This is a genomic window from Uliginosibacterium sp. 31-16, assembly GCF_030730865.1.
Lineage (GTDB): Bacteria > Pseudomonadota > Gammaproteobacteria > Burkholderiales > Rhodocyclaceae > Uliginosibacterium.
Map to the genome: position 1 here is coordinate 433,795 of NZ_JAVALZ010000001.1, position 20,704 is coordinate 454,498.

The 20,704-nt window shown below is 63.7% G+C and carries 21 protein-coding genes; 15 read left to right on the forward strand and 6 right to left on the reverse strand.

All coding sequences use genetic code 11. The features are described 5' to 3' along the window. Positions 1-10 precede the first annotated feature (10 nt). Together Q9Q94_RS02075 and Q9Q94_RS02080 are read left to right on the forward strand one after the other, a co-directional pair. Complete coding sequence (locus Q9Q94_RS02075) at positions 11-439, forward strand: PhaM family polyhydroxyalkanoate granule multifunctional regulatory protein (RefSeq protein ID WP_305978356.1); 429 nt, start codon at positions 11-13, stop codon at positions 437-439. Beyond that, positions 436-1,524, forward strand: a complete 1,089-nt coding sequence (locus Q9Q94_RS02080; RefSeq protein WP_305978357.1) for an FIST N-terminal domain-containing protein — start codon at positions 436-438, stop codon at positions 1,522-1,524. The genes Q9Q94_RS02075 and Q9Q94_RS02080 overlap by 4 nt, the downstream gene beginning before the upstream one ends. 125 nt (positions 1,525-1,649) lie before the next feature. Here the strand turns inward: Q9Q94_RS02080 and Q9Q94_RS02085 are convergent, their stop codons facing one another. From Q9Q94_RS02085 to Q9Q94_RS02095, 3 genes are all read right to left on the reverse strand, one after another. Next, positions 1,650-2,426: an ABC transporter permease gene (locus tag Q9Q94_RS02085; RefSeq protein WP_305978358.1), complete on the reverse strand. Its 777-nt coding sequence runs from the start codon at positions 2,424-2,426 to the stop codon at positions 1,650-1,652. Position 2,427: 1 nt separating this feature from the next. Then, complete coding sequence (locus Q9Q94_RS02090) at positions 2,428-3,207, reverse strand: ABC transporter ATP-binding protein (RefSeq protein ID WP_305978359.1); 780 nt, start codon at positions 3,205-3,207, stop codon at positions 2,428-2,430. A 62-nt stretch (positions 3,208-3,269) separates the two neighbouring features. After that, a complete protein-coding gene (locus Q9Q94_RS02095) occupies positions 3,270-4,301 on the reverse strand; it encodes an ABC transporter substrate-binding protein (protein WP_305978360.1) in 1,032 nt (343 codons plus the stop codon). Positions 4,302-4,645: 344 nt separating this feature from the next. Between Q9Q94_RS02095 and Q9Q94_RS02100 the strand changes: the two genes are divergently transcribed. Continuing rightward, complete coding sequence (locus tag Q9Q94_RS02100) at positions 4,646-5,635, forward strand: LysR family transcriptional regulator (RefSeq protein WP_305978361.1); 990 nt, start codon at positions 4,646-4,648, stop codon at positions 5,633-5,635. Between the two features lie 4 nt (positions 5,636-5,639). On the opposite strand, the gene uraD is transcribed toward Q9Q94_RS02100, so the two are convergent. Next, positions 5,640-6,155 carry a 2-oxo-4-hydroxy-4-carboxy-5-ureidoimidazoline decarboxylase gene (uraD, locus tag Q9Q94_RS02105; RefSeq protein ID WP_305978362.1) on the reverse strand — a complete coding sequence of 172 codons (516 nt, stop codon included), beginning with the start codon at positions 6,153-6,155 and terminating at the stop codon, positions 5,640-5,642. 211 nt (positions 6,156-6,366) lie between these two features. Here uraD and uraH point away from each other — a divergent pair, with 211 nt between their 5' ends. From uraH to puuE, 3 genes are all read left to right on the forward strand, one after another. Further along, positions 6,367-6,714, forward strand: coding sequence for a hydroxyisourate hydrolase (gene uraH / locus Q9Q94_RS02110; protein ID WP_305978363.1), 348 nt, complete (start codon positions 6,367-6,369; stop codon positions 6,712-6,714). A gap of 353 nt (positions 6,715-7,067) precedes the next feature. Then, a complete protein-coding gene (locus tag Q9Q94_RS02115) occupies positions 7,068-8,261 on the forward strand; it encodes a urate hydroxylase PuuD (RefSeq protein ID WP_305978364.1) in 1,194 nt (397 codons plus the stop codon). Positions 8,262-8,285: 24 nt separating this feature from the next. Then, positions 8,286-9,209, forward strand: coding sequence for an allantoinase PuuE (puuE, locus tag Q9Q94_RS02120; protein WP_305978365.1), 924 nt, complete (start codon positions 8,286-8,288; stop codon positions 9,207-9,209). 122 nt (positions 9,210-9,331) lie between these two features. Here the strand turns inward: puuE and Q9Q94_RS02125 are convergent, their stop codons facing one another. Continuing rightward, positions 9,332-10,777 (reverse strand): PLP-dependent aminotransferase family protein, encoded by a 1,446-nt coding sequence (locus Q9Q94_RS02125; protein ID WP_305978366.1) that lies wholly within the window; start codon positions 10,775-10,777, stop codon positions 9,332-9,334. Positions 10,778-10,949: 172 nt separating this feature from the next. On the opposite strand from Q9Q94_RS02125, the gene Q9Q94_RS02130 reads away from it, so the two are divergent. Next, a complete protein-coding gene (locus tag Q9Q94_RS02130) occupies positions 10,950-11,312 on the forward strand; it encodes a hypothetical protein (protein ID WP_305978367.1) in 363 nt (120 codons plus the stop codon). A gap of 211 nt (positions 11,313-11,523) precedes the next feature. Here Q9Q94_RS02130 and Q9Q94_RS02135 read toward each other — a convergent pair whose 3' ends face one another. Further along, positions 11,524-13,488: a PhoX family phosphatase gene (locus Q9Q94_RS02135; protein WP_305978368.1), complete on the reverse strand. Its 1,965-nt coding sequence runs from the start codon at positions 13,486-13,488 to the stop codon at positions 11,524-11,526. Positions 13,489-13,820: 332 nt separating this feature from the next. On the opposite strand from Q9Q94_RS02135, the gene Q9Q94_RS02140 reads away from it, so the two are divergent. From Q9Q94_RS02140 to Q9Q94_RS02175, 8 genes are all read left to right on the forward strand, one after another. Next, entirely contained in the window at positions 13,821-14,528 is a 708-nt protein-coding gene (locus Q9Q94_RS02140; protein ID WP_305978369.1) for a FadR/GntR family transcriptional regulator, read from the forward strand. 28 nt (positions 14,529-14,556) lie between these two features. After that, positions 14,557-15,348, forward strand: a complete 792-nt coding sequence (locus Q9Q94_RS02145) for a transporter substrate-binding domain-containing protein (RefSeq protein WP_305978370.1) — start codon at positions 14,557-14,559, stop codon at positions 15,346-15,348. Positions 15,349-15,416: 68 nt separating this feature from the next. Further along, complete coding sequence (locus Q9Q94_RS02150; RefSeq protein WP_305978371.1) at positions 15,417-16,088, forward strand: amino acid ABC transporter permease; 672 nt, start codon at positions 15,417-15,419, stop codon at positions 16,086-16,088. Further along, the gene (locus Q9Q94_RS02155; protein ID WP_305979467.1) at positions 16,088-16,741 is read left to right on the forward strand and encodes an amino acid ABC transporter permease; all 654 of its coding nucleotides are present in this window, start codon (positions 16,088-16,090) and stop codon (positions 16,739-16,741) included. The genes Q9Q94_RS02150 and Q9Q94_RS02155 overlap by 1 nt, the downstream gene beginning before the upstream one ends. Beyond that, a complete protein-coding gene (locus Q9Q94_RS02160; RefSeq protein WP_305978372.1) occupies positions 16,725-17,450 on the forward strand; it encodes an amino acid ABC transporter ATP-binding protein in 726 nt (241 codons plus the stop codon). Before Q9Q94_RS02155 ends, Q9Q94_RS02160 begins: the two co-directional genes overlap by 17 nt. Positions 17,451-17,475: 25 nt before the next feature. Next, a complete protein-coding gene (gene alc, locus Q9Q94_RS02165; RefSeq protein WP_305978373.1) occupies positions 17,476-18,477 on the forward strand; it encodes an allantoicase in 1,002 nt (333 codons plus the stop codon). Then, positions 18,474-18,980 (forward strand): ureidoglycolate lyase, encoded by a 507-nt coding sequence (locus Q9Q94_RS02170; RefSeq protein ID WP_305978374.1) that lies wholly within the window; start codon positions 18,474-18,476, stop codon positions 18,978-18,980. Before alc ends, Q9Q94_RS02170 begins: the two co-directional genes overlap by 4 nt. Before the next feature lie 773 nt (positions 18,981-19,753). Then, positions 19,754-20,620: a hypothetical protein gene (locus Q9Q94_RS02175; RefSeq protein WP_305978375.1), complete on the forward strand. Its 867-nt coding sequence runs from the start codon at positions 19,754-19,756 to the stop codon at positions 20,618-20,620. Positions 20,621-20,704 lie beyond the last annotated feature (84 nt).

Here is a 20,704-nt window from a genome sequence, read left to right on the forward strand (position 1 = left end):
GATGTCTCTCATGTCCAGCAATCAACAGGAAGACGGCTTCGACTTTGTCCGCAAGATGTGGGGCAACATGGGTTTCGGCCTGCCCGGCATGGTGACCCCCACGCTGGATGTCGATGAACTCGAACGCCGCATCAAGGATCTGAAGGCCGTCGAAGGCTGGCTGAAGATCAACCTCGGCACCCTGCAGATGACCATTCAGGGGCTGGAGGTCCAGCGCTCCACGCTGGCCGCCATGCAGGCCATGGGCAAGGCCGGTGCTGAAGGCGACAACCCCTTCGCCAACCCGGCGCTGTGGGCCTGGCCTTTCGGCAACCCCGAGCAACAGGCCACCGCCCCGGCCACCCCGCCGGCAGAGTCCCCCGCTGCCCCCACCGCGGACAGCGCTGACCCCGCCGACGCTCCGCAACCCAAACCCAAGGCAACACCCCGGAAGTCATGAATTCACCCCGCTTTGCCAGTGCATGGGCCTCAGCCGCCGGCTGGGAAGATGCGCTGCACGCCATCATCGCCGAATTGCCGCGCCTGCCTCAGGCCAACCTCGGTTTCCTGTACGTATCCGATCATTTCGCCTTCGCGCTTGAACCCATCCTGACCCGCCTGCGCCAGCACACCGGCGTGCTTGAATGGGTCGGCGCCACCGGTGTCGGCGTGCTAGGCACGCACGGCGCGGCCCTTGATGCACCGGGTATCTCGGTGATGCTGGGCGCCTTCCCGCTCGACAGCTTCCGCGTCTTTTCCGGGCGCAAGCCCCTGCCGCGCGACTTCGCGCCTTACGCGGCGCTGGTGCATGCCGATCCGCTGACCCCGGACATGAGCGAGCTGGTGCAGGACATGGCCCTCAAGGTGCGTGGCGGGCGGCTGGCCGGCGGACTTGCCAGCGCCCGCCAGCAAGCCTTCCAGATCGCCGGCGAGGCGCTCACCGGCGGGCTCTCCGGCGTCGCTTTCAATGACCAGATCCAGACCCTGACCGGAGTCAGTCAGGGTTGTTCGCCGCTGCCCGGCAGCTGGCGCATCACCAAGGCGCAGGACACGCTGATCGAGGCCATCAACGGCCGCCCCGCCGTTGATGTCTTCCGCGAAGCCGCCGGCCCGGCACTCGGCGCCGATCTGCGGCGCGCCGTCAGCAGCCTGCTGGTGGGGCTGACCGATGACGACGAAGACCGCCGCCGCTTCGCCGCCCGCCGCATCGTGGCGCTGGACGTGCGCACCGGCCGCATCGCCATCAACGAATCCGTGGAGAAAGGCCAGAGCATGGTCTTCCTGCAGCGCGACGAAGCGGCGGCCCGCGCCGATCTGGCGCGCATGCTCGGCGAACTCAAGGCCGCCTGCCCGCACCCGCCCAAGGGCGGCATTTACGTCAGTTGCGCCTCGCGCGGCGGGGTGATGTTCGAGCGCGACGACAGCGAGCTGGAGATGATCCGCGAAGTGTTCGGCGACATCCCGCTGGCCGGCTTCTTCGCCGCAGGCGAGATTGCCGGCGACCACCTCTTTGGTCAGACCGGCACCCTCACGCTTTTCGTTTGAGCCTGCCTGCAGAGCGGCCCCTGGCGGGCCTCTGCAAACACCTACTCGCAAGACTCGCTCCCGTCTTAGTTCTTGCGGCATGTCTGCCGAAGAAGGCCGCTGCATGCGGCTCTTCAGGCGATGCTTCACATCGCCGCGTTCTGCCCGCGATTGGCCCAGCCGGTGATGTGCCGCTCCAGACGGGCGAACACCTCGTACATCATCACCCCCATCACTCCGATCACGAACAGCCCGGCGAACACCAGCGGCATGTTCATCGAGGAGCTGGCGCTCATCATCAGGTAGCCGATGCCGACGTTGGAAGCCACCGTCTCGGACATCACCGAGCCGACGAAAGCCAGGGTGATCGCCACCTTCAGCGAGGCAAAGAAGAAGGGCATGGAGCGCGGCAGACCGACCTTGATCAGGATGTCCAGCTTCGAGGCGCCGAGCGAGCGCAGCACATCTTCCAGCTCCGGCTCCAGCGTGGACAGGCCCGCCGCCACGTTCACCACCACCGGGAAGAACGAAATCAGGAAGGCGGTGAGGATCGCCGGCACCGTGCCGATGCCGAACCACACCACCAGCACCGGCACGAAGGCCACCTTGGGAATGCTGTTGAAGCCGACCAGCATCGGGTAGAGCGCCTTGTAGATGATCGGCGAAGAGCCGACCAGCATGCCCAGCAGCGCGCCTACCGCCACCGCCACGGCAAAACCGATCAGGGTGGTCATCAGGGTATGCGTGGCGTGCTCCATGATCGGGCCGGCCAGTTCGAGGCCGACCTTGAAAATCAGCGTCGGCGCGGGCATCAGGAAGGGCTGGATCGAGAAGCCCTGACAGATGGCCTCCCAGCACACCAGCACCAGCAGGGTCAACAGCCAGGGAGCCAGACGATCCCGAACCTTGGGGGACAGTTTCATTTCAATTCTCCCGCACACGGCCGATGGCTTCGCGCAACACATGCACGTGGGCCGCAAAGGCGTCGGTGTAAGTCACTTCCAGATCCCGCGGGCGTGGCAGATCAATCTCGCGTTTGACGAGGATGCGCCCCGGGCGCTTGCTCATCACGTACACCGTGTCGGCGAGGAACACCGCCTCGCGCAGATCGTGAGTCACCAGGATCACGGTGAAGGGCTGTTGCTGCCACAGGTCGCGCAACATGCACCACAGCTCTTCGCGGGTGAAGGCATCGAGCGCGCCGAAAGGCTCGTCCAGCATCAAGAGACGCGGCTTGTGAATCAGCGCCCGACAGATCGAAGCACGCTGCTGCATGCCGCCGGAGAGTTCCCACGGAAACTTGTCCTCGCAGCCGGCGAGGCCTACGCGGGCCAGCTGCGCACGGGCCATCTCCTCATACTCGGCGCGCTTGCTGCGCAAGCTGCTGCGCCAGGGCTCGACGATTTCCATCGGCAGCATCACGTTTTCCAGCGTGGTACGCCAGGGCAGGAGGTTGGCGGCCTGGAAGGCCATGCCGACAATCGACAGCGGCCCCCCGACCTGGCGGCCATTCACGTAAACATAACCATCGGACGGCGGCTTGAGGCCCGAGATCAGCTTCATCAGGGTGGACTTGCCGCAGCCCGACGGCCCGACCACCGAGATGAACTCCCCTTCCTCGATCTGCAGACTCACGTCCTCGATCGCCATCGGGCCACCTTCGCTGTAGCGCAGGCTGACCTTCTCGAATTCCACGAAACTCATGATCGGGCTCTCTGTTGTGGGGGCGGGCCGCGTTGCTGCGCAGCCCGCCCGGATCGTGACTGTTATTTCACCAGGCGATCAGCTTTGGCCGGCAGGAAGGCCGCGTTGAACAGCTCCTTGCCGCTCGGCACCGTCTTCAGGTTGTAAGCGGCGGCGGTTTCGGCGATGGAGCGCTGCATGCGCTCATCCGTCACGCTGCCCAAACCATTGGCCTTGGCTTCCGGCGTCACCACGACCTCCTTGAGGGCCATCTTCAGGCGACGGGTTTCCAGCGTCAGATCGACCAGCGCATCCTGCTTCTTGACGTAGGTCGCGGCTTCATCCGGATTGGCAATGGTTTCCTTGAGCGCCTTGTTGAAGGCGCGCAGGAAACCCTCGACAGCCTTGGGCTTCTCGGCGATCAGCTTCGGCGAAGCGATGATGGCGTTGCCATACAGCTCGACGCCGAAATCATTGAAGAGCATCACCGTCAGATCGGATTCCTTGACCCCGCGCGCTTCCATGTTGAGCACGCTGGTAAAGGAGAAGCCGGTGATGCCATCCACCTCACCCTTGGCCAGCAAAGTCTCGCGGATCGCCGGATCGACGGTCTGCCATTTCACGCCGGCCGGATCGAACTTGTTGGATTTGGCAAAGGCCGGGAAGGCCTTGCGACCCGCATCGAAGACCGGCGCAGCCAAGGTCTTGCCAAGCACATCGGCAGGTTTGGTGACGCCGCTCTTCTTGAGCAGCACGACTGCCGCCGGCGTGTAGTTGTAGACCATGTATACCGCCTGGATCTTCGAGCCGGGGTTGTTGGCGTCGTATTCCACCAGCGCATTGAAATCGGCGAAGGCCATTTCATAGGCACCGGTAGCCACCCGCGTCACCGCGCCGGCCGAGCCCGCGCCGGTATCGATGGTGACATCCAGACCTTCAGCGGCGAAGTAGCCTTTGGCCTTGGCCAGCAGGAAGGGGGCGGCCGGGCCTTCAAAGCGCCAGTCGAGCGTGAACTTGAGCTTGGTGAGTTCCTGGGCAAAGCTCGAACCGGCCGCACAGGCAAGGGTCAGGGCCAACGCTGCGTGGCGGGCCAGGCGAGAGAAATTCTTGGTCATGGGGCACTCCGTCGGATTGAGGTGACTACACGGAGAGTCCAGCAATCGCTGTGCCACGCAATTCACGGCGGAATCCCGCGGTCTGCTGTCCGCGACCGCCCTGCTTTGGTGCATTCCGGCACGGGATGGTTGGAGAAGCCCGTCAGACAGGGCTTGCGAAGCGCCGCCTTGGTGCCCTCTGCGGCCCCCGACAGGCAATCGGACATGATCACTATATGTGCCGGCTTATGAGCTGACGCGCCCTGCCAGCAAGGGTTTGTCGCGCTTCCACCGCGCTGCCCGGCCGGCGTGGCACGCTCGTTGCGTAGGCAGCTCATGCTCCTTCGGGGCGTCTGGAGAAAATCATGGCCAATGTCTGCAATTGGGATTCCATCGACGTGCACCTGCTGCGCGTCCTGCACATGCTGCTCACCGAGTGCAGCGTATCGCGCGCCGCACGTCGTCTGAACCAATCCCAACCCGCCATCAGCACGGCGCTGCGCCGCCTGCGCGAGCTGACCGGCGACCCGCTGCTGGTGCGCAGCAAGAACGGCATGACCCCGACCGAACGCGGGGTCGCTCTGCTTGAGCCGGTCAAACAGGCTCTCGCCAACATCGAGAACATCGTGATCGGTCAGCCGCGCTTCGAGCCGGCCAGCTCGCGTCGCGTCTTCAACGTGGCCACGCCCGACTATCTGGCGCCGGCCCTGCTCGGACGCATCCTGGCGCGCTTTCACAGCCTCGCCCCGCACGCCCAGATCATCTTTCACTCCTTCAGCCCGGAACAGGATTTCGCCGGCCTGCTCGCCGACGGCACGCTGGACGTGGTAATCGGCAACTGGCCGCACCCGCCGGAGCAGTTGCGCCTGTCGCCGCTGTTCGACGACGAAGTGGTGTGCATGATGCGCGAAGATCATCCACTGGCTGGCCGGCCGCTGACCATGAAGAATTATCTGGATGCCGAGCATCTGGCCCCCACGCCCTACGCCGTGGGCCAGCGTGGCGTGGTGGATCTGCATCTGGCACGCGAACGCCTCAAGCGCGACGTGGTGGCCTGGGTGCCTTATTTCAGCCTCGCCCCCTACATGCTGATGGAATCGAACATGCTGTTCACCTGTCCGCGCGCGTTCGCCGAGCATTTCGCGCGCCTGCTGCCGGTGGCCCTGGCGCGCTCGCCGATCGAGTATCCACCAATGTCCTTTTATCTTTTGTGGCACGACCGCGCCCACTACGCCGAAGACTGCCGCTGGTTCCGCGAACAGATCGTGGCGGTGGCACGCGCCAGCGGCGCCCAGAATGCCCGGCCGATGCCCAGTACGCCCACCGACTTCAGGATGCCGGCCTTTGTCAGCTGACGGATCAGCCCGGAAAGCGCTCGCGCAGGCGCAGCGAAGCAATCCGCGCAATCTGGCGCAGGGCCTCGGCGAACTCCTGCGCGGGCGTGTTACTCAGGCGTGCGGCGAAGCATTCGATGATTGCAGCCCGGTCAAAACCCCGCACGGCAAGAATGAAGGGAAAGCCGAAGCGCGCGACATAGGCCGCATTCAGTTCCTGCAGGCGCGCGAACTCGGCCGGGCTGCAGGCATCCAGCCGCGCACCGGCCTGCTCGCGGCTCGACTCGGCGGTCAGCTCGCCGGCCACCGCCGCCTTGCCTGCCAGCTCGGGGTGCGCGCGGATCAGCCTCAGCTGCTCGTCGGCCGAAGCCGCCAGCATGCTGTTGATCAAGGCGATCTCCAGCGCCGGCAGATCCGCAAACGGCCGCTGCACCCAGGCACGCTCGGCCACCCAGGGCGAATGCTCGAATACGCCCTCCAGCATGGCCACGAAGGTCACGCGATCAAGGTTCGACAAGGTCTGGACGGGCACGAGCGACATGGGGCAAGGGATGCGGGCTTGGGTCAGTCCAGATTAAGCGCCGGGCTTTCCACCCGGCAAGGCGCGCTGGCTTATAAGCAGCCTGCGTGCAGCGATATAAGCCTGCAGTGGCGGGCGGGCGCGACCCAGATGCGTTCTGACGCATAGTCTGTATGCCGCTCTTGCATCCGCGTCCTCCCTACAATCGAGACGAAGCTTTCAGGAGACAAGCATGGGCCGACTCAGCACACACGTCCTCGACACCGCCCACGGCTGCCCCGCCGCCGGCATGGCCTTCGCATTGCACCGTGCCGGTGAAGCGCGGCCGCTGTTTGCCGGCATGACCAATGCCGACGGGCGCTGTGACGCACCGCTGCTGAGTGCCGAAGAGATGGCCGCCGGCGCGTATGAGCTGGTGTTCGCGGTGGCGGACTATTTCCGCGCGCGCGGCGTCACCCTGCCCGAGCCACCGTTTCTGGACAAGGTCACGCTGGCCTTTGGCATTGCCGACCCGGCTGGGCATTACCACGTACCGCTGCTGGTTTCGCCCTGGAGTTACAGCACTTACCGGGGGAGTTGAGTTTTTTGAACATAGCCTGTCTGAAGAGCCGCATCTGAGAAGGCTCTTCAGGCACACATATTGAAGACGCTCGCGCAGCGCAGATCTTCAGGCACTGGGCCTGAAGATCAAGGCCAGAAGCGGCTCTTCAGACAGATAAGTAATAAACCCGCAAAGGGAGCGGGAAGCGTAGCGAGCGGTTCAAGGCTGAGAGGAGACGCGCAGACGTACTCAAGCACGTCGAGCATCGCAGGCGCAGGATTGAATCGCGCAGTCGCTTCACGCCCCTTTGCAAACGTGCACGACGAAATCGGGTTGAGCCGGGTCGTGCGGAGGCCGCGTCAAAAGGCGTCCGGATTCACTGGAGCATCACCATGGAGCTTTCATACCTGATCGACGCGAGCAGCCTGCTGCTGCGCTGGTTGCACCTGATCGTAGGCATTGCCTGGATCGGTTCGTCCTTCTACTTCGTCTGGCTGGATAACAGCCTGAAAGAACCAACCGACCCGAAACTCAAGGAAGACGGCGTCGGCGGCGAGCTGTGGGCCATGCACGGCGGTGGCTTCTACAACCCGCAGAAGTACGCCGTGGCGCCGAAGCAGCTGCCGGACGATCTGCACTTCTTCTTCTGGCCCAGCTACACCACCTGGATCACCGGCTTCCTGCTGATCTCGATGCTGTACTACTTCCAGGCTGCCACCTACATGATCGACCCGACGATTTCGTCGGTCACGCCGGCGCAATCGGTCGGCATCGGTCTGGCCACGCTGGCGCTGGGCTGGGTCGTCTATGACCAGCTTGCGCGCCTGCTGATCGAGCGCAGCCAGCTGCTCTTCGCCGTGATCTACGTCGCCTTCGTGGCCGCCGTCACCTACGCGCTGTGTCACCTGATTGCCGGACGCGCGGCCTACATCCACGTCGGTGCGATGATCGCCACGACGATGAGCGCCAACGTGTTCTTCTGGATCATCCCGGCGCAGCGCAAGCAGGTCGCCGCCATGCAGCGCGGCGAGGCCGTCAATCCGCTGTGGGGCAAGCGGGCCAAGCAGCGCAGCTACCACAACAACTACCTGACCCTGCCGGTGCTGTTCGCAATGATCAGCAACCACTACGCCAGCACCTACAATCACCCGCAAGCCTGGCTGGTTCTGCTGCTGATCATGCTCGGTTCAGTGCTGATCCGCCACTTCTTCAACCTGCGCCACAAGAAGATCGTGCGCTGGGAGTACCCGATTGCCGGTCTGGCGATCATTTTCGCCACGCTGGTGTGGATTGCTCCCAAGCCCCTGCCCGCGCCGGCATCCAACGCCGCACCAACACCCACGCTGGCGGAGATCACCGCCATCGCGCAGGCGCGCTGCGCAGGCTGTCACGCCGAAAAACCCACGATCATGCCGGTGGCGCAGATGGGCGTGATGCTGGATACCCCTGAACGCGTCAAGCAGTTCGCCCAGCGCATTCATGAGCGCAGCGTGCAGCTCAAGAACATGCCGCTGGCCAACATGACCCAGATGACGGACGAGGAACGCGCCAGGATCGGCGCCTGGTATGCGGCGGGAGCGAAATAGGCAAATGAGAAGGGAGCTGAGAACATGACCGCGAACTACCCGCGCGACCTGATCGGCTACGGCCGCAACCCGCCCCACGCCGACTGGCCGGGGCGAGCGAAGATTGCCGTGCAGTTCGTCCTCAACTACGAGGAAGGCGGCGAGAACTCGGTGCTGCATGGTGATGCCGGCAGCGAACAGTTCCTCTCCGAGATGTTCGCGCCGCCGGCCTTCCCGGCTCGCCACATGAGCATGGAATCGATCTACGAATACGGCTCACGCGCCGGCGTGTGGCGCATCCTGCGCGAGTTCGAAAAGCGCGGCCTGCCGCTCACCGTGTTCGGCGTGGCCATGGCGCTCGAACGCCACCCCGAGCTCACCGCCGCCTTCCGTGATCTCGGCCACGAAATCGCCTGCCATGGCTGGCGCTGGATCAGCTACCAGAACATCGACGAAGCCACCGAACGCGAGCACATGCAGATCGGCATGGCGATCATCGAGCGCCTCACCGGCGAGCGCGCGCTGGGCTGGTACACCGGCCGCGATTCGCCCGACACCCGCCGGCTGGTCGCCGACCATGGCGGCTTTCTGTATGACAGCGACTACTACGGTGACGACCTGCCGTTCTGGCTGCCGGTACAGAAAACGAATGGCGACACGGTGCCGCAGCTGATCGTGCCCTACACCCTGGACGTGAATGACATGCGCTTCGCCCTGCCCCAGGGCTACTCACAGGCCGAAGACTTCTTCACCTATCTGCGTGACACGTTTGACGTGCTCTACGCCGAAGGCGAAGACCGCCCCAGAATGATGAGCGTCGGCATGCACTGTCGCCTGCTCGGCCGCCCGGGCCGGATGAAAGCCTTGATCAACTTTCTCGACCACATCGAAAAACACGATCGCGTGTGGGTCACGCGGCGCGTGGATATCGCCCGCCACTGGCGCGAGAAATTTCCGGCGCCGCGCTGAGGCGCGGTAATTTCGTAGGAATCCGGGGCTTGAGGGCGCAAGGTGGCGATTCCCGGATTCCGTCGGGCGCAGCCCGGTTTATCCTGAGCGTGTCGAAGGACTGCATCCGGGCTACATGGCGATCAAGCCCGCCCTTCCTCCACGATCACCGCCAGCCGGCGGATCGCCGCCTCCACCTCGGGAGTGAAGGGGATGCCGCAGTTGATGCGCAGGTAGTTGTCGTAGCGATCAGAGTTGCTGAAGATCCAGCCCGGAGCAAAGCGGATACCTTCGCGCAAGGCAGTATCAAAGACCGCACGCGGATCTCGCAGCACCGGCAGTTGCACCCACAGCAGCATGCCGCCCTGAGGCATGGAAAGCCGGGTTTCTTCCGGAAAATGCGTGGCGATCGCCTCGGCCACCGCAGTACGCCGCGCCCGCAGCACACGGCGCAGCCTGTTCAGATGGCGGTCGAAGGCCGGGCTGGCCATGAACTCGCTGGCGGTCAGTTGCAGGAAAGTATCGTTGGGGCGGCTCTGCGCGTACTTGAGCATCTTCACGCGTGCATGCCAGCGTCCGCCACTGATCCAGCCCAGGCGCATGCCCGGGGCCAGCGTCTTGTGCAGCGAGGCACAGTGGATCACGCCCCCCTCCTCATCCCAGGATTTGAGCGCCCGCAGGGTCTGATCCTCGTCGCCCAGCGCAGCATAAGTATCGTCCTCGATCAGGGCCACGCCATACTGCGCGCACAGCGCCGCCATGGCGGCCTTCTTCGCATCCGGCATCACGCTGCCGAGCGGATTCTGAAAGTTCGGAATCACCACCACGGCCTTGATCGACTGGGTCTGCAGCGCCAGTTCGAGGGCCTCGACCGACATCCCGGTCTGCGGACTGGTGGGGATCTCGATGCTGCGCAAGCCGAGACTCTGGATGATCTGCAGCAGGCCGAAGTAGCACGGCGACTCGACCGCCACCGTGTCGCCAGATTGCGTGACCGCACGCAGCGCGAGGTTCATCGCCTCGGTACAGCCGTGGGTGACCACGATGTCGTCGGCCGTGAGACGCATGCCGCTCTCCAGCGCGCGCCGCGCCAGCACCGTGCGGAAACCCTGCTCTCCATGCCAGGGCGTGGGGTTGACCAGCACGTCAGGATGCAGGCGTAGCGCCCGCGTCGCGGCATTCTTCAGCGCCGCCGCAGGGTAGGCATCCGGCGAGCCGAAGGCCTGGGCCAGATTCAGGCGCAGGGAGTGCTGCTCACAGCGGGCGAGAAAGTCCGACACGCGTTCGTGAATGCCGAGAAATTGCGCGGCATCGATGCGGGCCGGCAAAGCGGGCTCGCTGCTGGGCTGCAGGGCCAGACGACGCGGCCGGCAGACGTAATAGCCGGAGCGCGCCCGCGCCTCCAGCCAGCCTTTCTCTTCAAGGTGACGGCAGGCCTGCAGCACCGTGCTCAGGCTGACCTGATGCAGTTTGGTCAGCGAACGCACCGAGGGCATGCGGTCCCCCGGTGACAGCGCACCCGATTCGATGGCGCCGAGATAGTGGCCGGCAAGCTGGAGGTAGAGCAAGGAGGGGTTGTTGGCATCCATGAGCAATGCTGCTCCTTTCCGGCGCAAACAGAACAGATACAGAAAGCGCGTTCTGTAACCATAACAGATCATTCTCGACACTTCTGATCTGCTTCACAAAACAGCCCCCTGTGCCTGCCGTCCCGGTTCCCGGACGCCTAGGATTCAGTCAAGGAACAAACAGGAGCAGATCATGCGCAGCACCACTCGAAAAACAGCCCCCATCGCCCGCGAAATTCAGCTGGACCGCGGCATGAGTCAATCGATCCATGCCTGCCGGCAGACCCGCATCATATGCATTGAGGGCCGCATGGAAATCAGCCAGACCATCATGTGGGTGGGTACCCTGCCCTTGCGTATCACCCGTCATCTGTGCGCTGGCGACACCTGCCTGGTGGAAGAAAGCGGCTGGCTTCTCCTGCGCGCCGAAAACCCCGGTTCCCGACTCCAGCTGGAAGCCCCGCAACGCACCGCCTTGTCAGCTTTCCTGGCCCCCTTGCGCAGCTGGCTCGGCAGCCACCTGCACCTGCCCGGCGGCACGGCACAGGCGCACTGACCCTCGTCAGCTCACTCCAGAGCCCTGTCTGGAGAGCCGCGCCCCGCCTGCCTCTGCAGCAAGGCTGCCTGAAGAGCTTCACCACACCTGCCTCTACAGCAAGCCTGCCGGAAGAGGCACACCCCATGCGGGTCTTCAGGCCTACCCGTTTTTCAATGCAAACAGCCCGGCGCACCCAAGGTGCACCGGGCTGTTTTCGCCTTCTGCCGGATCAGAGCTTGGCCGGCATGCCGGTCAGGTAGCCGATGGCGGCGCCAAAACGATCCTTGTAGTTGGCGCGCACCAGCGGGTCCAGCGTGGTCTTCACCGTGCCGTGGATCGAGCCCCAGTCGCCCGGATGCTGGAAGTTGCTCATGATGTAGGTCCAGCCATTGATGCTGTCCACCGCGTGCAGCCCGGTCGCCTCACCACCGGACGGCATCGACATGATGCGCGACAGCGCCTTGGTATCAATGTTGTAGGCCCACAGGAAGTTGTTGACGTGCTGGCCGCTGTCTTCGCCGATGAACAGGGTGCGCAACTTCTCGGAGAACTTGAGGTTGTCCGGATTGGCGATCTTGTCCGGATTGGCCGTATTGCCCAGCGCGTCGGCGGCAATGTCTTCCCCCACCATCAGGCAGCGGGTCTGCGCCGGCACCCATTCGCTGTTGATCGCGGTCCCCGCCGTATCCTGCTGTCCGCCCGCAAGCGTGTGCGCCATGATGCCGCCGGCGACGATGGCCTTGTCCAGAGCGATCCCCGTGGCGGCGTTGTTGGCGGCATTGCCCTTGATCATCGACGACTGGATGTTCTGCAGCGCGGAGTAGGCAATCTTGTCCTTGATGTTGACCGTGGTGCCTTCCATCTTGGTGAAGGACATGGTCGCGCCCATCAGGTTGGCATAGCGGTGGGTTTCAAGGAACGCGGCGGCTTTCTCCATGCCCGGCTTGAGCTTGACCCACTGGGCGCCGCCGTCCAGATACATCTTGGTATAGCTGGCGTCGACCGGATCAACCTTGACCGAGGTGAGGATGTCGGCCGGCTTGAGTGTATTGGCCAGCGCTTCGATCTCGGCGCTGGTGGCATGGCCCAGATTGATCCAGGTGAGCGCGGCGCCAGCAGCCGTCGGATCGACCGAGAAACCGGCGCCGACCTTGGCCACGTACAGGGTGCCTGCGGACAGATCCTTGGCAGTGTCGGCAACAAACATGAAGAAACCGCCGTTGGTGTAGTCGTCGCCCATCAACACGGTGCGGTTGTCCGGCATCACCTGGATCAGCTCGTGCGAGATGCGCCCCAGGCAGTAGTGCTTCTTGATGCTGCCCGTACCGTCCGGATTCACCGTTACTTCCGGCAGGTGGCCATAGTGATACGGATTGGCGGCCGTCGCGTCACCGAACAGATTTTTGCTATAGGCCTGGAACATGGTGTTGCTGGCGATGAACTGGGCGTCCGGCTCGTATTCCTCGCTCGACAGATGCGTATTCCACGGCGACAGGCTGGCGCCGCAGGTGATCCACAAGCCGTGTGCGCCAGAGGTGTCGACGTTGTGATATTTCACCAGCGTCAGGGCGCCGGTGGCCGGGTCCTGATCGAGGGTCAGCACCGCGATCGGCGAAGGCAGCGTACCGTAGGCCGAGACCAGCGCCTGATCACGCGTGGTGTATTCAAACTGCACCACCGCGAACACGGTATTGCCCTTGACGCCGGCCACCGTCGGGTTAGCCAGGGTCAGCAACGAGGAACCGTCCGGGCTGTCAGAGAAGAACTGACGCTCCTTGCCAGCCACCGATTTGTCGATGATCGGCTGGTTGTTGATGTCGTAATAAGCGCCGGCCAGGGTCGTACCGCCTTTGCCATCCGGCACCAGATCGCCTGTTACGAAGAAGGGCTGATACTTCAGCGCGAAACTCTGCTTGCTGCCGTTGCTGTAAGTCACTTCCATGCTGGATTTGACCAGGGTCGTGGCCATCTCGGCGGCGACGGCCAGACTCGGGGCAGCCATGCCGGTGAAGGCGACAGCGGTCACGCTGGGTGCTTCTGCCGCCGGGCCGGCCGCAGGGCTACCGCCACTGCTGCTGCCCCCGCCACCACAGGCACTCAGCAGACCGGCAGCACCACCTGCCAGAGGCAGCAGCGGCAAACCAGCAAGGAATTTCAGGCTATGGCGACGGGACAGATCAAAATTCTGGGTCATGGAAATGGCTCTCTGTTTGTGGGTTTTTTGAATGCATGAGGCACGCGCGTGCGTGACCTGGCCCGTCATCCTGACCTGCGAACATGACAGCACTGTGATGGCCGACTGCCGCAAAGCCTAACTGTCGATCCTGTGAGCCTGAATCGGTGCGCCAGGCGCAGGCATGGTGCAGCGCGCATGCCGCCGGGCGCGTCCGGCCCTTCCAAAGCCGATCGCAAGCAGCCCGAAGAAGCCCGCCAGTACTCGCTCTACAGCCATCCTTGAGCAGCAGGTCTGCGGTTGGCACAGCTCATGCATTAACTGGTCAGACCAGTTCGACCAGAGCCCCAGCCGTGACCCGACTCTCCAGTTTTGCTGCGCAGACCCTGCAGCGCCAGATCCACGAAGGCCATTACCCTGACGGCAGCGCCCTGCCCGGCCAGCGGGATCTCGCCGCCAGCCTGGGCATCAGCCGCACAGCCCTGCGCGAAGCCGTGTCGACGCTGGAAGCGCTGGGCATGCTGCGCTCACAGCCGGGCAAGGGCGTCTTCGTCACGACGGGCAAGGGCCGCACAGCGAACGATGTGCCACCGGGCCCGCTGGCCATGTCACCGCAGGATGTTTTCCAGTTTCGCGCCATCGTCGAACCTGCCGCCGCTGCATTGGCCGCCTGCCACGCCGACGCGGCGGGGCGCGAAGCCCTGCAGGCGATCCAGACCCGCATGGATGCCGCGCTGCACGCGCTGGATCTGGTCGGCGCCTCGGAGGCCGATCTGGACTTTCATCTGGCGATTGCCGACTACGCGGCCAACCCGCTGCTCAGTTCAGCCATCCGCTCGCTCGAAGAACCGATTGCCTACAGCCTGCGCCTGCCCTTCGCCGACCCCGGCGGGGTGTGGGCTCCCGCCGACGAACATCACGCCGTGCTCGCCGCGATCTGCGCGGGTGACGCAGCCGCCGCCCATGCCGCCATGCGCCAGCACCTGATCCACGCCGCCGCGCGCATCGGCATTGCCTTCACCAACCTTTCCTTTATTGACCTGTCTTTCGCCACGCCCTGACCGGGCACCCGCCACAAGGAGCATCCCCATGAACCGCCGCACCGTCCTCCGCTTCCTCTCCACCTCGGCCCTCGCCCTTGGCCTGCTGGCCAACCTGCCCGCACTGGCTGACGGCCTCGACAGCATCAAGAAGGCCGGCACGCTGCGGGTCGCCGTGCCGCAGGATTTCCCGCCTTTCGGCACCATCGGCGCCGACATGAAACCGGTCGGCTACGACATCGACGCAGCCGCACTGATCGCCAGGGAAATGGGCGTCAAGCTGGAGCTGATCCCGGTTTCTTCCACCAACCGCATCCCCTACCTGACCACCGGCAAGGCCGATCTGGTGATCTCCAGCCTGGGCAAGAATCCGGACCGCGAAAAGGTCATCGACTTCACCAACGCGTACGCGCCCTTCTTCAATGGCGTATTCGGCCCGGCCGATGTCAAGGTGAGCAGTGCGGCAGATCTGGCAGGCAAGACCATCGCCGTGACCCGTGGCTCGGTCGAAGATCTGGAACTCAGCAAGATCGCGCCGACCACGGCTACCATCAAGCGCTTCGAGGACAACAACACCACCCTCTCGGCCTATCTCTCCGGCCAGACCCAGCTGGCCGCGACCGGCAACGTGGTGGCCGCCGCGCTGAACGAACGCACCAAGCTGCGCCCGCTGACGCCGAAATTCCTGATCAAGAACTCGCCCTGTTTCGTCGGTGTAAACAAGGGAGAAACAGCCCTGATTGCACGCATCAACGAGATCCTGGCCAAGGCCAAGAAGGACGGCTCGCTGAACCAGATCGCCGTGAAGTGGCTGCATAACCCGCTGCCAGCAGACCTGTAAACACCCTGCGTCGTTCCCGCCGCCGCGGGAACGACGGTCTTCTGTTTTGCTGATGGAGAGTCGCCAGGATGGCCTACTCATTTGACTTCACTGCCGTTGCTCAATACCACACCCAGCTCGCCGTCGGCGTGGGCTACACGCTCATGCTCACCGCACTGGGCGCAGTGCTGGGCGTGACCCTCGGCACACTCGGCGCAGTCGTGCGAGCCTGGCGCATCCGCCCCTTCGCCCAGCTGTTCGGGCTGTACGTGGAGCTGATCCGCAATACGCCCTTCATCGTCCAGCTGTTCTTCATCTTCTTCGGTCTGCCAGCACTGGGCCTGCGCCTTGGCGAATGGCAGGCCGCCATCATTGCGGTGGTGATCAACCTCGGCGCGTATTCCACCGAGATCATCCGCGCCGGCATCCAGGCCATCCCGCGCGGTCAGATCGAGGCGGCGGGATCGCTGGCCATGACGCGCACCCAGATATTCCGCCACGTCGTGCTCCAGCCGGCCTTGCAGAAAGTGTGGCCGGCGCTGTCCAGCCAGATCGTGATCGTCATGCTCGGCACCTCGGTGTGCTCGCAGATTGCCGCCGAGGAGCTGACCTTCGCCGCCAACTTCATCCAGTCGCGCAACTTCCGCGCGTTCGAAACCTACATCGTCGTGGCCCTGATCTATCTGGCCCTGTCCGTCGGCGTGCGCGCCCTGCTCAACCAGATCGGCCAGCGCTTCGTCGTAAAGAGGAGGCCCGCGTGATGAACGAATTTTCGACTTGGGACATCCTGCGCAACCTCGGTTTCGGTGCGCTATGGACCATCGGTCTATCCCTCACCGCCTTTGTGCTCGGCGGCAGCGCCGGCCTCCTGCTGCTCACCGCGCGCATGTCAAAAAAGGTCTGGCTGCAGCGCGCAGCCCGTGCCTACATCGAGTTCTTCCAGGGCACGCCGCTGCTGATGCAGCTCTTCATGGTGTTCTTCGGCATCGCCCTGCTGGGCGTGGATGTGCCGCCCTGGCTGGCTGCCGCACTGGGTCTGACGCTGTTCTCCAGTGCTTATCTCGCCGAGATCTGGCGCGGCTGTGTCGAGGCGATTCCGAAAGGCCAGTGGGAAGCCTCGGCCAGCCTGGCCATGACCTGGCTCGAACAGATGCGCCACGTGATCCTGCCACAGGCCCTGCGCATCGCGGTGGCACCCACCGTGGGCTTCTCCGTGCAGATCGTCAAGGGCACCGCAGTCACCTCGATCATCGGCTTTGCCGAGCTGACCAAGACCGGCTCCATGCTCGCCAACGCCACCTTCCAGCCCTTCATGGTCTTCGGCTTCGTTGCCCTGGGCTATTTCATCCTGTGTTATCCGCTGTCGCATTTCGCGGCGCACCTGGAAAGGAAATTTCATGCTCCTGCGCATTGATGGTCTGCATAAACACTTCGGCGCCAACCACGTGCTCAAAGGCATCGACCTGCGCATCGACGAAGGTCAGGTGGTGGCCATCATCGGCCGCAGCGGCTCGGGCAAGAGCACCCTGCTGCGCTCGATCAACGGGCTGGAAACTTTTGATGATGGCCTCATCGAAGTCGACGGCGAGCGCCTCTACGCAGGCCAGACCGACCTGCGCGCACTTCGCCAGAAAGTCGGCATGGTCTTCCAGCAGTTCAACCTGTTTCCACATTTGAGCGCCGGGCAGAACGTGATGCTCGCCCCACAGGTCGTCAAGAAAACGCCGGTGGCAGAGTGCGAAACAATTGCCCGCGCCATGCTCGCCAAGGTGGGCCTGGCAGAGAAGTTCGACGCCTATCCGGACCAGCTCTCCGGCGGCCAGCAGCAGCGCGTGGCAATCGCCCGTGCGCTGGCCATGCAGCCGAAAGTGCTGCTGTGCGACGAGATCACCTCGGCGCTGGACCCGGAACTGGTCAACGAAGTACTCGCTGTGGTGAAGCAACTCGCCAGCGAAGGCATGACCCTGATCATGGTCACCCACGAGATGCGCTTCGCCCGCGAGGTAGGCGATAAACTGGTCTTCATGTACCAGGGCCGCGTGCATGAGAGCGGGCATCCAAAAGATCTGTTTGCCAGTCCTCAGACCCCGGAACTGCAAAACTTCATTGGCGCCATCAACTGACGCACTGCTTCAAAGGAATCCCGACATGGCTCTTGTCACCCTCGACCTGGATGCTCCGGCCTTCGCCCGCCGCAGCACCAATCTGGCCGACCCTCGTCTGGGCGCGGCAACCGTGGCCTGCAGCGACGACTTCTTCGCCGACATGCAGCGCATGCTCGACCCGGCCGAACCGGTATTCATCCCCGGCAAGTACGACACGCACGGCAAGTGGATGGATGGCTGGGAATCGCGCCGCAAGCGCGGACCCGGCAACGACTGGTGCATCGTCAAACTGGCCCGCGCCGGGCAGATTTACGGCGTGGAGATCGACACCCGCCATTTCACCGGCAACTACCCGCCCGGGGCCTCACTGGAAGCCTGCTGCAGCGAGGCCGACATTCCCGGCGCTGACAGCGAATGGGCTCCGCTGCTACCCGCCATGCCCCTCGCCGGCAACAGCCGCCACTACCACGCCATCGACAACAGCCAGGCGTGGACGCATGTGCGCCTGTCCATCTACCCGGACGGCGGCATTGCCCGCCTGCGCGTGTATGGTCGCCCGAGCGTGGATTTCTCCCGACATGGGGCGGAGGTGGATTTTGCTGCCGCCATCAATGGCGCCAGCATCGTTGCCGCCAACAACGAACATTTCGGTCTGGCCAACAGCCTGCTGCTGCCCGGGCGCGGCGCGAACATGGGGGACGGCTGGGAAACCCGCCGCCGGCGCGAGCCCGGCAACGACTGGGTCATCATCGCGCTGGCCGCACCGGCCCTCATCGAACGGGTGGAAGTCGACACCGCCCACTTCAAGGGCAATTACCCGGACAGCTGCTCCCTGCAGGCCGCACGCATGTCTGGCGGCACCGAACAATCGCTGATCACGCAGAGCATGTTCTGGCCCGAACTGCTCGCCCCGCAGAAGCTGCACATGGATGCCGAACACCACTTCGCGAGCATCGCCATGGGGCCGATCACGCATGTGCGCTTCAACATTTTCCCGGACGGCGGCGTGAGCCGCCTGCGCCTCTTCGGCAAGGCGGCGACATGACCAATCTGCGCGTCGAGGCACTGACATGCGAGAGCTTTGCTCCGTTCGGCGAGGTCATCGAGGCCAGTGAAGCCGTGCGCCATTTCCCCATCAATGGCGGCAACACCGAGCGCTATCACGATCTCGCCCGGCTTGATGCCGGGCCGGATGGACAACTGATCGTCAGCATCTTCCGTGGCCAGCCGCGCGCCTTGCCTTTCACCATCAGGATGATGGAACGTCACCCGCTCGGCTCGCAGGCCTTCATGCCACTCTCCGGTCAGCCTTATCTGGTCGTCGTTGCCCCGCCGGGTGCCGCCCCCGGAGCACAGGATCTCAGGTGCTTCCTGGCAGGCCCGCAGCAAGGCGTGAATTACGCGCCCGGCACCTGGCATCACCCCTTGCTGGCGCTTGATACCGTGAGCGACTTCCTCGTCCTTGACCGCAGCGGCAGCACCCCCAACTGCGACGAAACGCTGCTCGAGCCCGTCGCCATCATTCCTGCTGAAACCCTGCCGCGCTGAGTCTGCGTCCGGTCCGCACATACGCCGCGTTCTGGGCGGGGATGACACCAGCCCGCCGGCAGACCAGCAAGCCCGATTACCCGGTGGCAGTTCATGCTTTTTACCTGCCATTGCCCCCTCCCCACCCCTTTTCTTGACTGGGAAGGGCGCCCGCAGCGGTCCGACTTGGGTTGTACCTCCCTTGGCAAGGGGAGATCGGGAGGGATTTGGGCTGCAGACTATTGATCCGGCCCGATGAAGTTTGAACTTTGTACCCTAAAAACCGTTCGTGCCGAGTGCCGGCCGCAGGCCGGTGTATCGAGGCGTGGGCCCCACCCTCGATACACGCCCTGCGGGCGCACTCGGGTCGAACGGACTTCAAACAAAACCGGGCCGGATCAATAATCGGAGGCACGCCGGGCTGATGCCATTCACATGCATTCGGCGGCCACAAGCACCTCGACTTCCTGACCCGCCCGGGAGCAACCCACGTCTGCAGCCATTATCACTTTTGATATAAGCAAACTCACTGTTCGCACATGATCCGTCGGCCCCATGAACTGTGCCGGTGCATCCCCAGCCAGGCGTCCTGGCCCTCAAAATTAAGTCAATTCAATCAAAAACTTGCACGACCTGCGCAAACCCATGCTGGGGCATGCAACAAGCCTTTCCGCACCCTGAAAAGGCATTCTTTTTCGCATATGAAGGGCATGTCTGGCAGCACGAGGAACTTCACTTACGATGGCCCCAACAGCCCGAGCAGGACTGTCCCATTTCATGATCAGGAGCCTCGAATGAACCCCCGCCTCACCCAACTTGGCAGCGCCCTCCTTCTCGCCCTCGGCTGTGCTGGTGTGCAAGCCGCAGACTGGAGCGACACCTATATCGGTTACCGCTATGGCAGAGATTTCGCCGAGCCCTTCGGCGCATCCGACATCACCAAGAACATCGTCAATCTCGGACACTCCAGTGGCTACAAATACGGCACCAACTTCCTGAATGTTGATCTGCTGCTGTCCGACAGCAAGGACCCCTCTGCGCCAGACAGCAGCTCGGGCGCCCAGGAAATCTACATGGTCTATCGCCACACGCTGGACCTCTCCAAGGTCGTGGGCAAGAACCTCGGCTGGGGCCCGTTCCGCAGCTACGGCATCACCGCCGGCTTCGACGCCAACAGCAAGAACGACGCCGGCTACAACTCCAAGAAACGCATGGTCGTGGCGGGTCCGACCGTCATGTTCGATGTGCCGGGCTTCCTGAACGTCAGCGTGCTGGAACTCTGGGAGAGCAATGCACCGTACAGCAAGTTCTCCAACGTGCAGACCTCGCGCTATTCCTATGATCCGCATCCGATGCTGACGGCGGCCTGGGGCATCCCCTTCAACGTGGGTCCGGTCGTCGGCCTGTCCTTCGAAGGCTTTGCCAACTACATCGCCGCCAAAGGCAAGAATGAATTTGGTGACAGCACTGCGCCTGAAACCAATATCGACGCCCAGATCATGTACGACGTGGCACAGATCACCGGTCTGGCCAAGAACACCCTCAAGGTCGGCATCGAATACCAGTTCTGGAAGAACAAGTTCGGCAACAACCACCATGGCGCGGCCGGTGCAGGCGCGTTCGCCAAGACCCCGATGCTGCGCGCCGAATATCACTTCTGATCACGCTCAAGCCGATCGGCATGATGAAGGCGGCCTCTGCGGAGGCCGCCTTTTTTCGTAGCGACGCTTACCTGGCATGCCTTA